This is a genomic window from Corallococcus praedator (genome assembly GCF_003612125.1).
Taxonomy (GTDB): domain Bacteria; phylum Myxococcota; class Myxococcia; order Myxococcales; family Myxococcaceae; genus Corallococcus; species Corallococcus praedator.
Map to the genome: position 1 here is coordinate 1 of NZ_RAWI01000047.1, position 15,118 is coordinate 15,118.

Here is a 15,118-nt window from a genome sequence, read left to right on the forward strand (position 1 = left end):
AGATGTGTATAAGAGATAGGTCTGGAGGCCCGCCTTCAGCGAGGGGGCTTCCGGCAGGGCGCCTTCGGCCCGGACTACGAGTTGGCGCGCTTCCAGGTGGCGGGCCCGGTCTCAGTGCCGCTGGCGGAGGCGTCCTTTCCGGAGGGGGCTTCCGCCTACGGGGAGGTGATTCTCAGTTGGGACGCGGTGCGGCTGAGTGGCATGCGCCAGCGACACCTCTTCCTCTCCCTGGGAGTGGAGGCCTTCTCCTGGAGCCGGGTGGACGTGGACGGGCGCGCGGAGGTGCAGCTCTTCCACCGGGACTTGAGTCTGGGTGTCGGCGGGCTGGCGACGGCCATGGGCCAGCCCGGAGCGCGCTACGTCGTCTCGGGGGAGGCCCGGTGGCGCTTCCTGGGAGGCAACCTCTACGCGTTGGGGCAGGGCGGCACGCTGCTGTTCCCGACGGTGGAAGGGACGCTGCGGCCGTGGGCCTTCGCGGCCGTGGGGCTGGGGGTGGACAATGCGCGCTGAGCGACTGCCGCGCGGGGCAGCGGACTTGGTGTTGGCCCTGGTACTCCTGACGTCGGGGTGTGCCTCGCTGCCCCCACGGGCGGGCCCTGGAGGCGCCCTAGCTGCCGTCTCGGGCGCGGCGCCCATGGTGGCCTTGGGGCGAGGTGCCGTCGCAAGTCTCCCCGAGGACGGTGCGCTTGAGGACTTCGACGAGGAGTCCGCGGACGGACCGCTTCTGCACCGCCGCCGGGCCATGGAGTCTCCCCCGAATCCCGGCGGAGGAGAGACAGCGCCCCTGCGCGTGGTGGGGGCCTTGGCAGGAGTGTGCGGGGACGTCCCCATGGGCTGGCCGCACCTGGACTCGGAGGAGGCGGTGCTGGCGCCCTTCCTGGAGTGCACCACGCCAGCGGCCTTCCTGGCCTTGCAGCGCCAGGCGGACATGCCCCGGCTGGTGGAGGCCCTCTCGGACTGGAACGCCGTCCGGCTGGGCTCCCTGGGGCCCCTGGAGGCCGAGGCTGCCCGCGTCCTTCTCCGGAAGCGCGCGGCCTTCCTCTCCACCGCCGTCGAGAAGCACGGCCTGGCCAAGGCGGAAGTCCTCGCCCTCTTCGTCCTGCACACGTCCCACGACGACGAGGTGCGGCAGCTGCTGCGCCTGTTGGCCGAGGACAAACTGCTCAAGCGCGCCCTGGGGGGCATGGAGGTGGTGCGCGAGGAGCTGAAGCAGCGGGGCATGGCCCTCACCGCCTTCCCAGAGCGGGACTTCCGCGCTGGCGACATCGCGCGCGGGCTGGGACGGGCCGTAGATGACGTCGCGGCCTCCATTCCCCTCGTCGGCGGAAGCCGGAGCATCGATGCGTCCGCGCTGCCCGCGCAGCTTCCACTGCCCTATCAGGAAGCGTACCGGGAGGTGGAGAACGCCCAACTCCTGGGGGCCTTCGCACCGAGCAACGTGGCCCTGGCTTCCTTCGACCACCTCACCTTCGGTGCGCCGCTAGGCTTCTACCACTTAGCGGCGGGGACGGCGCAGGGCGGAGCCTCCCTCGCCAATGGTGAGTACGAAGAGGCCACGCGGCAGTTGGCGCCCGCGGCCCTCATGGTGGGGCTGTATGCGGGAGGGAAGGGGGCGCGCGCGCTTCGTGAAGCTGGCGTCTCCCGGCTGGAGCGCGCTCGCCTCCAGGCGGTGGTGTCCCGTGTGGAGTCCCTGAAGGCGGTGCTGGAGAGGTTGGAGGCGCGAGTCGGGGAGAGCGTCGTGGGGGAGTTGGCGCGCTACCTCCAGCAGGACCGGGACGCAGCCATTCTGGTGGCGGAGTGGGGCGAGGCGGGCGCGCTGGCGTTGTACGAGGCGCGAGGCAACGCCGCGCAGGCACAGGCCACATTGGCCGTGCGGTATCACGAGCCCACGAGTGCTACGCCCACAGGAGGGGGCTCCGGGAGAAGGGGAGGTACTCGGCCCTCCGTGCCTCCCGAGGCGGCCGGACTTCCGGCCGAGGTGGCGGAGGCGAAGTTCAAGCAGTTGGAGGCGGAGTTTCCCGGGGAGCGCCTGTCGGTGAACGTGGCAGAGCTGGAGAAGCACAGCGAGGCTCTGCGGAGGGCGGCTCCCACCGAAGTCACTGCGGAGCCCCTCTGGGCCGACTACGTGGCGTACCTGGAGACGAGGGCCGCAGAAATCAAGGAGGGGATCGCGGAGAAGGGGCCCCTGAAGTGGGCTGGCTACCAGTTCGTTCGTGACAGGTACGCCCGGGGCCTAGCCTTCGAGCGGAAGATGGTCGCCATCCTGGAGGCGGACGCGGCCCTACCGCGGGCGAAGCGGCGATGGCTCAAGGACTTCGACCGGCCCCGTATCGCGACGCACGTGGGGGTGGCGAAGGTGGACCTGCGCTTCGCGGATGTGCTCGTCATCGAGGAGGGCCCCTCTGCTGGCTCGCAGCCCCGCGTAGAGACGTTCAGCTTCAAGAGCCGGGAGCTCAATCGCCTGGGGAGGAGTGAGCTGACGGCGCAGATGAGAGCAGATGCGGGCGACGCCTTGCTGTACTACGGAGAGACGGTGGACATTAGGCGGCCTGAATTCAAGCTCCGTGGTATGCCGGTAAAGGTCGAAAGGGTCCGCCTCGTCTATGAACGCAAGCTTGCGCCAAGCGATACGGACATGCTGACGAGTGCGGTGAGGAACGTCAAAGAGGATGTCAAGGGAGTGGAGGTCTTGTTTCAATGAAGCTGCTGACCCTTAAAGACCTGAACGCTGAAGATACGCTGAGGTTTTCGTTCGACGGGTCATTCAGCCATCATGATGCGTTAGAGCGTGAGTTGGAGCCCTTTCTGCAAGGGCTTGAGTCGTATGCGGGTGATTGGATGCCCGACGTTGTAAAGGGCAGTCGGCCGCGTAGATATTCGCGTGATGCTGTCGTGATGGCTCTGAAAGAGCGCCAAGATCGGTACGGTTCGACAGTTGGTTTGTATCGCACGACTTTCCCGGCCGTCTCGTTGACGATTGATCTTGGGCTTGCGCTCACTCCTGCGAAAATACGCATCTGGCTTGATGTGCAGCCCGTATCTTTCTTTTCGGAACAGGAGCGCTGCCAGGAGTTCGTAAAGGCAGTTCGCGGATGGGGTTCGATGTATCCAGTTCCCTATGCTGTGGCGCACAGTGCAGCGGACAGGCAGTCGGCTGATTTTCCTCGGTTTGGCCGCGATGACGAGACGTGCGAGAGGTATGGGACCGACACGGTCTACGACGTATTCTGGCTGAACGTCTTCGGTCCGAAGCTGGTGGAGTCCGTCGGCCGAGAGCGGATGCTCTCGACGCCCGCGTACCTCGTGGAGGAGCTTCCCAACGGCTCCGTCCTCCTGGTGCTACGGCCGACTGCCGCGGACTTCGCGAGCGACGAGGCGCGTGTTGCCCAGGCCCGCGCGCATGTCCACCTGCGGCCGGACCTCGACTTCGACACGGTGCTGCGCATGCTGAGAGAGCGCAGCGCCGCGCTCGTCCCCGTCGAGCCACGCTTCCACCCTGACGTGGCGCCTTTCCTCTCGCGACTGCCGGACGAGTTCGCCATCAGCGAGCGGCAGCGGAAGATTGCCGAACTCAACGCGTTCCGGCCGCCGGTGCCGGAGGAGTGGCTACCAGTCGGCCTTCCCTCAGATGTGGAGAACCCAGAGCGCGTCCGCAGCTACTACGGCGACTTGGCCGAGAGCCTCGTAGCTGCGCTGCATACCAATGTGCCCAGCATCTTCGATGCGACGCCCGAGTCCCTCACGGACCTCGACTTCTACTTCTGGCGGGAGAGCTTCCCGGAGCGGTATGAGCGGGACCTTATCGACGAGCACACGGCTCCGGCGATCGGGGCCTTCCTGGGCGGCATGCTGGTGCGGCGGCTGGGAGGCACGTGGGTGCCGCGGCAGAAGCTGGAGGAGTCCCAGGTGCGGGTGGGCAAGCGCGTCTGGCTGCCCTTCCTCCGGGCCCGCCGGTACATGCAGTCCCGACAGGCGCTTTTGGACTACTCGCTCACCCAGTTCTTCCGGGTGGTGGAGAGGCACGGGGCCTGACTTGGCGCTGCTGTCTCCATACATCCCATGTTGTGCTTGCTGGCGCGTAGAGCGTGGTACGGCAAGTGCGCGCCGGTGGGCACCTCCCATGCGCTGAGTCAGCCGGCCTGCGCCCTGGGTGCTGCCCCATATGCCGGTGTTCTCGCAACTGCGCACGTCATTATTACGGTCGCACCGGCGCGTTGGTCAATGGTATGAGCCGCGTTTTGATGTAGCCTTGAGGCATCCATGACGCAGCAACCGAATTTGGGTAGGGATAACGGTTGGTTGTCCTGGAAGAGGACTATATGGCGTGTGTCGAGTCCATTCTACTGGCGCCGTTTGCATTTTACGTGATGCTCCCGACGGGGGAGGGAAAGAAAAGGGTTTCCGAAATGCTAAAGGACTTGGGCCTCAGGCCATATTTTCGGATAACGCTCAACGATACGCTGGGGTTGAATCCCTCTGACAAAGTTGCTTTCACCCTCCCCGAAGCCCGGGTGGAGGTTCCTCTGCAAGTCCTCCTCAAGCGCTTCGAAACCAGCAAGTCCTGGCTGAAGAGCGGGGTTCATTCGAGTTCCGACTTCCCAAGATGGCTCGCGTCATACGTCGTGGGACCGGGCAGCACCCCCGGCAAATCGCCCACGTTGGGTCGCAGGACGGGAAGGAGCGATTCGACGGTGATGCAGTCGGGCGCCACAGGAGCGCAACGAGACGCGTGCTGGAAGGATTTTTATGCTTTGGTGGAAGACCTCTCCAGCAAGCATGGGCTTCCTCCAGAGGCGGTCGTTCTCGAGATGAGGTACTTTCACCAATCGGCGTCCAATCCGTACCGGACCAACGCATCACTCTCGGATAGAAAAAGGAGTCTGGAGCACTATAGTTTCCGGTGCCAGGCGCATGGGTGTTCTACCAGCCTAACGCTCAAAGGCCTACGAGGAGCGGTCTTCCATCATCAACGGCGAGGCTTTTCAGGTCAGCACGAGCCAGACAACCTCCTTCCTTTCTGCGAGCCCTGTCATGACAAAGAGCACCGCCTCCCAGAGGGCAGCAGTTTGGCAAAAGGGTCGCGTAAGAATGCTCTCAAGTCAGAAGAGGCCTGACCCGCACGGAGGTGCGACGCCCGGCGAGCACAGCGGAAAAAGCGGGGCTGGACCTACACTTCGTCCCGTTTCACAGGACGCATGAGTCCCACCGATGCCCGTCAAGTTGTGCGCGGAGCCGCAGTCCTTGTCCCCTGTGTCAGGGAATTTGTTGCCTCGGCGGGCGCACTGAGTTGACGATGCCCTTCCCGCGCCTCGCTCACTCGCCTTGACGCACTGCCCAATGTGGTCGTGGCGCACCCATGACGCAGCGACCGAATTTTGGATAGGCACAGGTCTAGACTGGGACGGTAGGCTTCTCGTCAGATGAAAGCTCGCTACCTCGACTCTCGGGATGTTGAGACCCTCTCCGAGGCCATGGTCAAGGCCGCCAAGAAGTCCCGGCAGCTTGACGTTGCAGCAGCCTTTCTGACCAAAGCGGGGGCGAAGCAGGTCCTGCAGCTCATGCTGAACCTTCAAGGCAGTAAGAGGACCCAGCAGGTCCGCGTGCTGGTCGGGCTATGGCTAGGTGTAACTGAACCTGAGGCTCTCCGCCAACTGCGCCGGGCCCCTGGTGTCCAACTCCGCGTGGCGAAAACTCCGGGCTTTCACGCCAAGCACCTTTCGTTCAGGGGTACCTCTAGCGTGGTTACCTTCACCGGCTCGGCAAACTTTACCGCCAAGGGGCTGGGAGGTGTGGGCGAACTGGTGGTTGAGGTGACCGACAAGTTGCAGTCCAGGACCGCCTCCGGGGAGCGTGATGCCTTCCGGAGGGCCTGGGAGGATGCCTACCCCGAACGGCTGACCGATGAGGTAATCGCTGCGTACAGAGCAAAACGGAAGTCTCCTCAAATCATTTTCGACAAGGCGTCGCGTCTCGGCAAGAGCCTGTTCAAGGAGTTTGGTCAGGACTCGAACAGGGCGCCCGACTTGGTGGGCGACGGTACCGTCCTCTGGTTTCCCATCTATGGAACGCTCTCGCAGGCCACCGTCAGGGCCCTCGAAGCAGAAGGGGTCGGGCGGGCGGAGGAGGTTATTGGAATTAGCTCGAAGAGAACCTTCGACCGAATTCAGCTGGGAACCCGGCATCTTTGGGTGATGGATCTCCGCGGTCGGCCCAAGGACCGCACGCTCAAGTTCCAACGGATTCTCCGGGAGGTCGAACTCGCGACCGAACATGACGGGCGGTACTTCGCCATCGTCTCCAGCCCTCGTCGCACGATCCGACTGAATATGACGAACCGGCGTCGGCTGCGGGAACTGGGTTTGGTGAATCGCATCGACTCGCTCTCGTGTACCGAGCGCATCCTCAGGGCGGGCGCAAGCTCCGTAGCCTCCGCGCTGATGGACATGTCGGTAGCCGAGGGACGCTAGAACTGGCCCCAATCAAGAGAGGGGACCAACTGAATGGAGCCCGCTTGGCCGTTCTTTATTGCACCGGATTGTTGAGACTCCAGATTGGTCGGAATCAGGTTTCCTGCTTCGGATGCATCAGCTTTCGCAGGGCCTGCCTAGGTGACGTGCCGGTGCGGTGACTGGGCGGGACGTGGGTGCTGCGGCAGAAGCCGGAGGAGTTCCAGGTGCGCGTTGGGAAGCGCGTCTGGCTGCCCTTCCTACGCACTCGCCGGTACATGCAGTCCCGCCAGTCGCTGCTGGACTACTCGCTCACCCAGTTCATCCATGAGGCGGAGCGGTACCGGCCCTGATTGCGGAGGCGGCGAGGCAGAAGCTATAGGGGCCAGGGCGCCCGTCGACGGGCGCGCTTGGCGGCTCTTTCCTTCCGCACATTGTCATGGGCCGTCCTGTCGGATCGCTCGCGGGTCACCTTCTCGGATCGTGGTATCGAGCAGAAAAAGGAGCCCGGGTGCTCGGGAGCATCAAGGATCGGCTTCGCCGAAACCTGAACGGTTCTGCGCCCTTGACCCTCCCTCCGCGCGCGGGCCCAGGGCAACCGGCCGCCAGCGGCCAGTCCTGATGGATCAGGATTCGCGATCCGTTTGGCCGACCCCGGCTGCGATCCATGACCCCGGCCCGTTACACCGGCTCAACTGACCCGAAAGCTGATCCGAAGTAGCGCATCGAGATCAGTAAGCCTGTCGCCCTTCTCCTCGCGCTCATCCATGATTGCGGTGAGGAAGGCGGCCTGTTCGGATGATAGGCGCGTGTGGTCTACGACGGAGAGAGGTGGGCCGCTGACGAGGAGGAACATGGCACCGCCTCCTGGGCTGAGATCCACGAAAACGTAACCTTCACCAAGCTTCGAGAACCAGCCCGGAGTGCGGGACGCGGTGCGTACAAGGTAGTCGAGCCGCAGTGAGATGAACCGGGTAGTCTTGCGGCCCCGCGATGCGGTGGTGTGACCGCGCCCGGCCGGGTAGCTGAGCAGGGAGCGGCTCTGAAGGCCCTTGAGCCAGGCCAAGTTCCACCGAGGCTCAACGCGCCGGGTGAGCTGGGCCGCGGCATGGTCCGCCGACAGGTCCAACTGCATCAGCGTCGACTCGCCCGCCGCCTCTCGCAGGAGGTCCACCATGCGCTTCTGACCAATGTTTTGTTGCACGTGAACCCACTCGTGCAGGAAGTACAGCATGGCGGTAGCCAGGAGCTCTTCCCTGTCAGAGATGCTGGCCACCAGCTGCTGATAGCTCGGCTCGTGAAGGGTGACGCAGTCGCCGCGCACCTCGACTTGAGCCGCCTGGGGCAGAGCCGCGAAGCGCACGTCTCTCGCCCCCTGGAACATCCGAGGCAGATCGATACCGAAGACGGGCTCGGTCCACGGTAGGTGAAGGACTCGGCGGAACTCATCCTGGAGCCAACTCAGAGAGGCTGTGGCGCGACGGGTGAAGTCAGGCCGCTCCAACTCGAGGGTGAGCACGGCTCGGAGGGCGTCCGGGGTCCCTCCAAGTTCGTGGAGAATTCGCAACGCTAGAGGCGTGTCGTCCGTCGGGGGGGCCGCCTTGAGTGCTTCCTCAAGACCGATGGCCACCGCCGCGCCCAGACCCGGCAGGGCCGTAAGCTTTAAGAGCGGCTCCAAGTCCTTCCTGGCCCGCAGCCCATGAAGACGAATCCATTCTTTGACCAGATAGTGTGCCCAGTCCGCCACCGCTGTGGGCGCGTTCGTTTCACTTGCTGCGGTGCCCAGAATCTCCAGCGCGCGGGATAGAGGAGGCACATCGAGGAACCGCAAGGGCTTTGACTGCCCTGGAGGATGCTGAAAAGCCAGCCGCCAAGTGACTGGATGAAAGCGCTCGTTGGCGCCATGGGCGATGGCCTCGAAGCGCCCCTCGACGAGTCCCTGGAGAATGGCCTGGCTCGCCCGAGGCAGCTTCTTCGGAACCTGCAGCGGATGGGAACAGTGCTCGGCCCACCAGTTTCCACGGTACATCGCGGCCACCAACTCGCAAATGAGCGTACCTGTAGCACCTTCCTCGAGCACACGCTCCGCCACCTGCCAGAAGAGTTCCATGTGCTGAGTCTCGACGCCCTCCTCTGGTCTGGCGTGAAGAGAGAGGAAACGAAGAACGAGCTGAAGCTCCGCAGGCTTTCCCTCGGCGAGGCACTCCAACAGCATGACGAGCAGTGGCCCCTGCCCTGGCTGGCGAAGTTCCGCTGCGCCCTTTTCGATCATCCACTGAGCCAGGGGAACGAAAGACCTGAGCAGATCGGTGCGTCGGCGCAGCTCCAGGAGGCGCTGCTCTTGTGCGCTCTGCTCCTGTGCTGTTCTGTCTTTGCTGGATTCTGCTTGTGAGTGGAGGCCGAGGAGCTGACTGATGTTCTCAATTTGCCAGTCTCGATTGCCGGCAACACTTGAGAGATGGCTCCGGGTGGCATTCAGGATCTTGGCCACCAGTCCCGCGTCTCCAGCCTTGGCGCTCTGCGCAATCCACCCCACCAGCGGATCGAGGACTGGTCCAATGGAGGCTGCGGTAGTAGGGGCGGCGATGAGCTCCGCGAATACGCGCGGCAGGAAGTCATGAAGGTCGGCGCTAATGGGTACTCCCATCAACTGTCGGGCCAGCCTAGCCACCAGAGCAGTGGCCATGCCGCTGCGCCCGGAACGTCTGTCGACCCCGCACGCGACCTCGACCCATAGGGCAGCCGTAGCTGTCCACGTCTGGTCCTCCAGCCGACTTTCGAGGACGACAGAAGCCTCTTCCGGAGAGAGTCCTGCGGCGTAGTGCAACTGCGCCACAACGTTGCCTTTGAATGCTTCCGCGGGAATCATGGAGTACCCCTCTTGGCGCAGTCTACACTGCCGACGTCCAACCCACATGCCAGCGGCATTCCTGGGAGTGCTCTCTCTGCCAACGTGAGTGAGACAGTTCGTACCCGGTAGTTTTGCGTGCAGGGCGAGCTAGGCACTTCGGCCTCGACGTCGCGCTGCTCGCCCAACGCCACCAGGTGTACCAGCGCGCTCGCGCACGTCATCCTGAGCGTTGGAGCCGCGACACGCGCGACTGGACGCCAGCGGGCCCCGTGCGCCTCAACCCCTCACCGGAAGTGCAGGAGCTGAAGCGCATCGGCTGAACCCCTTCACGCGACATCTACCTTGACGCTCAACGCTTCCTGGAGACAGTAGCCATCTCCCCATGGTGAGTCGAGGAGCTGCCGGCCGCCAGGGAATCACCCCTAGGTGGTATGGACCAGCCGGCTCGGCGGTGCCTTCGAACGCGCCGCGCCCGAAGGCGCGGACAAGGGACTTCTGGAGAGCCTCTGCCCGCGGGCGCAGACAGAGACGTGAGGGCACAGAGCGGCTCTTCGAGTGGGTCTTTGGAGACCAGAGAGACTCACCAAGAGCCGGCCGGCGTCCACGCTTGACGCGAGGAGTAGGGAAGGCGCCATCATCCCGGCATGAGTCAGGCCTCTCTTCCTCGACCACCCCCGTCCTTTCTGCCTCCATCGCAGATGCAGCGATGGCGTTCTTGGAGGGGCGGTATCCACAGAAGGTCGGGCGTTTCTAGCGCGAAGCCCGAAAGGGCAATTGGCTCAACCTCTTCGTCGCGAAGGCTCTCGGGACCTCGATGAATTGCATCGCGCCCGACGGGTCGTGGGGCCTCTGGTCGCACATCGGTGCGGCTGGCGTGTCCGCCTCCAAGCACGGCGAGTACCTCCGCATGTGCCGTGAGTCGCCGGACGAGTCACCTCTTGGCTGCTTCACGTTCCAGTGGTGGGCTCTGACGGCGAATGGGGCGCGCTTGGTTCCAGAGGGCTGCGACTTTCGGTACAGGCCCAGCCTGCTCATACCTGTGGATCAGGAGACGACCATGCACCGCACTCGGTTCATCATCGAGGTGCTACGCCTCGACAACGCGGAGGCAGCCGCGTGAGGAAGCCGATACCGACGACAGTTCCAATCCCTCGGCCGCCAGCGCCGCCTCCCGGACTGGCTGCGGATGTCGTCGCGTCGGGTCTGCCGGTGCACCCCGAGGACCGGATTAAGCTATTTAGCGCGGAGCAATGGGAGCGCTTCGTCCAAGAGTGGGTCGACTCACTTCGCGACATGTACGAACTCGTCGAACGATGCGGCAGCGCAGGGGACATGGGGCGCGACGTCATTGCGACGGTGAAAGGGGGGACCACCGGGGCATGGGACAATTACCAGTGTAAGCACTACAAGGCCTCGTTGGAGCCCAACGACATTTGGATCGAGTTGGGGAAGCTCGCGTACTACACGAAGCGTGGTGATTACTCGTACCCACGCCGCTATTACTTCATCGCGCCGAGAGGGGCAGGCACCAAGCTATCGAACCTCCTGAAGAAGCCGGAGGCGCTGCGCACTGGACTCCTAGCCAACTGGAAAACGGCTTGCCGAACGAAAATCACGAAGAAGGAGGTGGTCGAATGCGACGCAGCGATGGAGGCGCACATCGCGAGCCTCAACTTCGCCATTTTCGAGGCAACGCCTGTACTGCGGATCCTCGACGCGCACGCGAAGACTCGCTGGTACGCGGCCCGATTTGGAGGAGGGCTTCCTCTGCGTCCCGAACCGCTCACTCCCCCAGCGGCGCCGACGGACAACGAAACCGTCTTCGTTGGTGAACTCCGGCGCGCCTATGCCGAGCATCTAAAGAAAGATGTGAACGACGTCGAGAAAGACCTCGCGGGGTACGATGACATTCGCGATCACTTCGCTGACGCCCGCATTGAGTTCTATAGCGCCGAGGGCCTGCGAACGTTCTCTCGCGACACGCTGCCTCCAGGTGAGTTCGAGAAGCTCCAAGACGAGGTCCACTCGGGCATTAAGGATGACCTGCGGGGCGAATACTCGGATGGCTACCGTCGTGTCCTGGCTGTAGTGAAGACCGCACGCCTCCTTCCTCTCAACAGCCACCCGCTAAGTACCCGCATCCACAATCGAGATCGTGGCGGTATTTGCCACCAGCTTGCTAACAACGGGAAGTTCCGGTGGGTCAAATGACAGCAGATAACCCGAGTCACTTCGTCACTCCGTTCAACGGGCCAGTGGAGATTGGGCTTCGCGCGCTCTGCGTGCTCACGGCAGCGTACCCGGCGGCGTACGCGCTTCAGCGACTGGTGGTCTTCGACTACCTGCTGGTCCACTCCGATGACGTACCTGGTGGTCCTACCGGTTTGCATCCGCGGACGCCTCATCGAGGAGGCGAGATCCTTGTGCGTCGCGGCGTGCTGCAGGATGGGCTCTCGCTCTACGAGAGCCGGGGGCTCATCCTTCGCGCCTTCCAGGAGGGCGGCATCTTCTTCTCGGCAACCGATAGGTCCGGCGGCTTCCTTGATGCGCTCAGCAGCGAGTACCTCAAGGGGCTTCGCTCGCGGGCTGACTGGGTTGTTGATAGCTTTGGGCTGCTGGATGGCGCAGAACTTGACGCGATGGTTCGCGAGAGCATCGGCACATGGGGGGCGGAGTTCGCGATGGAATCTGTCCTCTGGGCAGAGGAGGCATCGTGAAGTTCGGCTTCGCGCTTCGTCGACTCTCATTGACCGGTCCCGGCAAGCCGTCTGCCGAGGTGGTGTTCACCCGCGGCCTCAATGTCATCGCTGGGCCCTCGGACACGGGAAAGAGCTTCATCGCCCAGTGTCTTGACTACGCCCTTGGTGGCGGTGAGGTGCCGAAGGCCATCCCTGAGGCTGCGGGCTACACAACGGTCGTCCTCGAGATCGAGTCGCACCAAGACCATCGAGTCTACAAACTTGAGCGAAGTCTGCGTGGCGGCGAGGTCCGCTGCACAACTGAAGGCCAATCGGACCGCATCCTCGCGGCCAAGCACCGAGGGGGCAAGGAGGACTCGGTCTCGCAATTCCTCCTCGACCTATCAGGGCTGAGTGGCAAGAAGGTTCGAGTTAACGAGCAAGGCAAGACCCGCCCGCTAAGCTTCCGCGACATCGCGCGGCTCGTCATCATCGACGAAGTGACGGTCATCAAGGATGCCTCGCCCGTGCTGAGCGGACAGCACACATCCAAGACTGTTGAGAGTGGTGTCTTCCGGCTCCTCCTCACGGGGACCGACGATTCATCGGTGATCGCGAAGGAAGACCCGAAGGTTGAAAAGGGGCGCCAAGCAGGGAAAGCCGAGCTCCTCGAAAGCCTGCTGATAAGTGCTCGCGAGCGGCTATCTGACCTAGGCGACGTTGGAAGCCTCACCGACGAGCGCGACCGCCTCGCACGCATCGAGGCTGCGCTGCAGACGGCCATGTCCGAACGAAATGCCGCGCAGGCAAGTGCAGCACCGCTGGAGGCGAAGCGGCGTGAAGCGTGGACTGCACTGCGCGTCGTAGACTCGAAGCTCGCGGTCATGGCCGAGTTGCAGACGCGGTTCGATCTGCTGCAGGAGCAGTACTCTTCTGACCTTCGACGTTTGGAAGCGATTGCCGAGGCGGGCGTGCGCCTCGACCAGCTTAAGGAAGAGCGCTGCCCAATGTGCGGTGCCCTCGCTGAGCACCACGAGAATGCTCACCGAGAAGTGCAGCTCGCTCCTGTAGACGTGTTCCAGGCGTGTAAGGCGGAATCCGCCAAGACTTTCAAACTCCTTCAGGATCTGCAGGCGACACGCGTAGCGACCGCCACCGAGGCAGAGCAGCTCCGAAGCGTACGTGCGGCTCGGCAACAAGAGGTCGATGCAATTGCAGCAGAGCTAAAGTCTCTACTGGAACGGCACGTTGACGTTGCCACGAAGAAGGTCGATGAGCTGCGAGCAGAGGAGGGAACCACTCGCAAGGCACTCGACCTGCTCGAGCGCGCCCAGGAAATGGAAGCGCTCCTCGAGGAGGCGAACACACCGAAGAAGAGGGAACGAGCCGAGGGCCCGAGTTCGGCGGTGAGCACCGCGCAGGCCGACCCCTTCAGCAGAGAGGTCGAAGCGCTCTTGCAGGCCTGGCACTTCCCGAACCTTGATCGAGTCTCCTTCAGCGAGAACGACCAAGATGTCGTCATCTCCGGTCGTGCACGGAAGAGCCACGGAAAGGGCGTTCGTGCGATTATTAGGGCAGCATTCAACCTTGCGCTCTTGCGCCTTTGCGTGAAGGACGAGCGTCCGTTCCCGAACTTCGTACTCATCGATTCCCCGTTGATCGTCTATGAAGAGCCGGATGCAGACGAAGCCTCGTTCCCACAGGAACTCAAGAAGCACTTCTGGGAGAGCGTGAGGTCGTCCTTCGCCGACGCGCAGGTCATCATCATCGAGAACAGCAAGCAGCTTCCGAACAACGGAGCCATCGGCGACGTGAATGTCGTGCTCTTCACCGGGAACGACCAGGGGCGTAGAGGCTTCATTCCGGAGGCGGGGACCGCTGCTTGAGTTTCGGCGTGGCTTCGCGGCACGGCGCCCAGAGCCCCGTTCGGACTGCGAGGCACCCGACGCCCGGTACAACCCGTTCGCCGTGTCACGCGCCAACGTAGGTCCCTTTCGCGGCACTCCTTGTGGGCTGCTCCGAGCCCACCGCTTCTGCCCGGGGCAGCGCGGGCACTGGAAGGCTCAGCACAGGAGAGGGCGAACGTCGGCGCATCCTCGGGCTGTCATTGTGGCCCAGAGGTCTCTTTCGGAGGCACGCGCCCCGCGTGGAGAAGAGCAGAGAGGCAGGGACAGATGGCTGTGCCGGTCGAGAAGCGCGGCCGAGACAGTCTGAGAGCCGTCTCGGAGAGTCTGCGCCGCGCGACGAAATCGTGAGCACCCGGTAGGTGCCCGCCGCGTTTCGCTCTCTCGGTTAACAGCCACAAGGGGCCAATCCGTCGCTGAAAGGCTCCGAGCCGCCCTAGAGACAGGGAAGCGAAGCAACCCTGGAAGGTACGACATCGAAAGCCCTGGATTGTTAGAATCGGTCGCCCGTGGTGGTTAACAAAACTGTTAACCACTCTCGGCCTCTCTCTCCCTAAAACGGGTGAAAGAGCGCTCCAGAGAGCCGAACCGGCGACGGAAAAGAGGGGTATCTCGCTCTGCAGGGTGGAGAGCCGAGAGGGCCCTCTTCAGCACCGCGAGCCAAAATCCCTTGGGATTCAGCGGATTAAGCACGAAGGCCCCGCGATATTCATCGCGAGGCCCGTGTAAAACAAAAAGGCCCTACCGGTTGGTAGGGCCCTTCGTTCAGCTCCAGGAGAGGGACTCGAATCCCCAACCCCGCGGTTAACAGCCGCGTGCTCTGCCATTGAGCCATCCTGGAAGGTGTTGCGTGACGGCGTTGCCGGGAGCGGGATTCGAACCCGCAACCTCCGCGTTCTGAGCGCGGCGCCTCTACCAAGGTTGGGCTACCCCGGCGTGATGCTGAGAGAAGTCGGGACGACTGGATTCGAACCAGCGACCTCGCGCGCCCGAGGCGCGCGCTCTGACCAGACTGAGCTACGTCCCGATGTGAAGTGGAGCATCGAGGGAGGACCCGGACATGACTGAGGCCGGGTCCCCCCTCGGGAGCCCGGCCTCTGGCCCTGCGTCTTCCCTGGGTTCCAAGGAGGCGGGGTCAGGTGCCGGGTGGACTGCCGTGGAAGGAGGCGATCGCCCATTCCAGGCTGTCGGGAGCGGGGACCGGGTCGGGTAGAGGATTCGGGTTCAGTTCGTTGCGCG

8 protein-coding genes, 3 tRNA genes and 1 pseudogene are annotated in these 15,118 nt (G+C 63.6%); 8 read left to right on the top strand and 4 right to left on the bottom strand.

All coding sequences use genetic code 11. The annotated features are described in order from the left end of the window. Positions 1-21 precede the first annotated feature (21 nt). From D7Y13_RS08870 to D7Y13_RS08890, 5 genes and pseudogenes are all read left to right on the top strand, one after another. A pseudogene (locus D7Y13_RS08870) lies at positions 22-510 on the top strand (hypothetical protein); the annotation flags it as partial. Next, positions 500-2,701 carry a hypothetical protein gene (locus D7Y13_RS08875; RefSeq protein ID WP_120583556.1) on the top strand — a complete coding sequence of 734 codons (2,202 nt, stop codon included), beginning with the start codon at positions 500-502 and terminating at the stop codon, positions 2,699-2,701. The pseudogene D7Y13_RS08870 and the gene D7Y13_RS08875, both read left to right, overlap by 11 nt. Then, positions 2,698-4,032, top strand: coding sequence for a hypothetical protein (locus D7Y13_RS08880; protein WP_120583557.1), 1,335 nt, complete (start codon positions 2,698-2,700; stop codon positions 4,030-4,032). Before D7Y13_RS08875 ends, D7Y13_RS08880 begins: the two co-directional genes overlap by 4 nt. Positions 4,033-5,420: 1,388 nt before the next feature. Continuing rightward, complete coding sequence (locus D7Y13_RS08885) at positions 5,421-6,467, top strand: phospholipase D-like domain-containing protein (protein WP_120583558.1); 1,047 nt, start codon at positions 5,421-5,423, stop codon at positions 6,465-6,467. Between the two features lie 176 nt (positions 6,468-6,643). Then, a complete protein-coding gene (locus D7Y13_RS08890; RefSeq protein ID WP_233595530.1) occupies positions 6,644-6,799 on the top strand; it encodes a hypothetical protein in 156 nt (51 codons plus the stop codon). Positions 6,800-7,137: 338 nt separating this feature from the next. Here D7Y13_RS08890 and D7Y13_RS45155 read toward each other — a convergent pair whose 3' ends face one another. Continuing rightward, a complete protein-coding gene (locus D7Y13_RS45155) occupies positions 7,138-9,315 on the bottom strand; it encodes a hypothetical protein (protein ID WP_147444287.1) in 2,178 nt (725 codons plus the stop codon). Between the two features lie 1,275 nt (positions 9,316-10,590). Here D7Y13_RS45155 and D7Y13_RS45160 point away from each other — a divergent pair. Genes D7Y13_RS45160 through D7Y13_RS08930 form a run of 3 tightly spaced genes read left to right on the top strand, consistent with a single transcriptional unit; the run spans position 10,591 to position 13,861 of the window. Beyond that, entirely contained in the window at positions 10,591-11,508 is a 918-nt protein-coding gene (locus D7Y13_RS45160; RefSeq protein ID WP_147444288.1) for an ABC-three component system protein, read from the top strand. After that, positions 11,505-12,014 (top strand): ABC-three component system middle component 2, encoded by a 510-nt coding sequence (locus D7Y13_RS45165; RefSeq protein ID WP_147444289.1) that lies wholly within the window; start codon positions 11,505-11,507, stop codon positions 12,012-12,014. The genes D7Y13_RS45160 and D7Y13_RS45165 overlap by 4 nt, the downstream gene beginning before the upstream one ends. Next, positions 12,011-13,861, top strand: a complete 1,851-nt coding sequence (locus D7Y13_RS08930; protein WP_120583566.1) for an AAA family ATPase — start codon at positions 12,011-12,013, stop codon at positions 13,859-13,861. The genes D7Y13_RS45165 and D7Y13_RS08930 overlap by 4 nt, the downstream gene beginning before the upstream one ends. A 787-nt stretch (positions 13,862-14,648) precedes the next feature. Here D7Y13_RS08930 and D7Y13_RS08935 read toward each other — a convergent pair. The 3 genes from D7Y13_RS08935 to D7Y13_RS08945 form a co-directional block, all read right to left on the bottom strand. Next, a tRNA-Asn gene (locus D7Y13_RS08935) sits at positions 14,649-14,720 on the bottom strand. A 19-nt stretch (positions 14,721-14,739) separates the two neighbouring features. After that, positions 14,740-14,815, bottom strand: a tRNA-Leu gene (locus tag D7Y13_RS08940). 16 nt (positions 14,816-14,831) lie between these two features. Beyond that, a tRNA-Pro gene (locus D7Y13_RS08945) sits at positions 14,832-14,906 on the bottom strand. Between the last annotated feature and the right edge of the window lie 212 nt (positions 14,907-15,118).

Coding starts and splice junctions, on each gene's coding strand:
- D7Y13_RS45160 (WP_147444288.1), top strand. CDS start 10,591: ATGTACGAACTCGTCGAACGATGCGGCAGCGCAGGGGACATGGGGCGC.
- D7Y13_RS08880 (WP_120583557.1), top strand. CDS start 2,698: ATGAAGCTGCTGACCCTTAAAGACCTGAACGCTGAAGATACGCTGAGG.
- D7Y13_RS08885 (WP_120583558.1), top strand. CDS start 5,421: ATGAAAGCTCGCTACCTCGACTCTCGGGATGTTGAGACCCTCTCCGAG.
- D7Y13_RS08875 (WP_120583556.1), top strand. CDS start 500: ATGCGCGCTGAGCGACTGCCGCGCGGGGCAGCGGACTTGGTGTTGGCC.
- D7Y13_RS45155 (WP_147444287.1), bottom strand. CDS start 9,315: ATGATTCCCGCGGAAGCATTCAAAGGCAACGTTGTGGCGCAGTTGCAC.
- D7Y13_RS45165 (WP_147444289.1), top strand. CDS start 11,505: ATGACAGCAGATAACCCGAGTCACTTCGTCACTCCGTTCAACGGGCCA.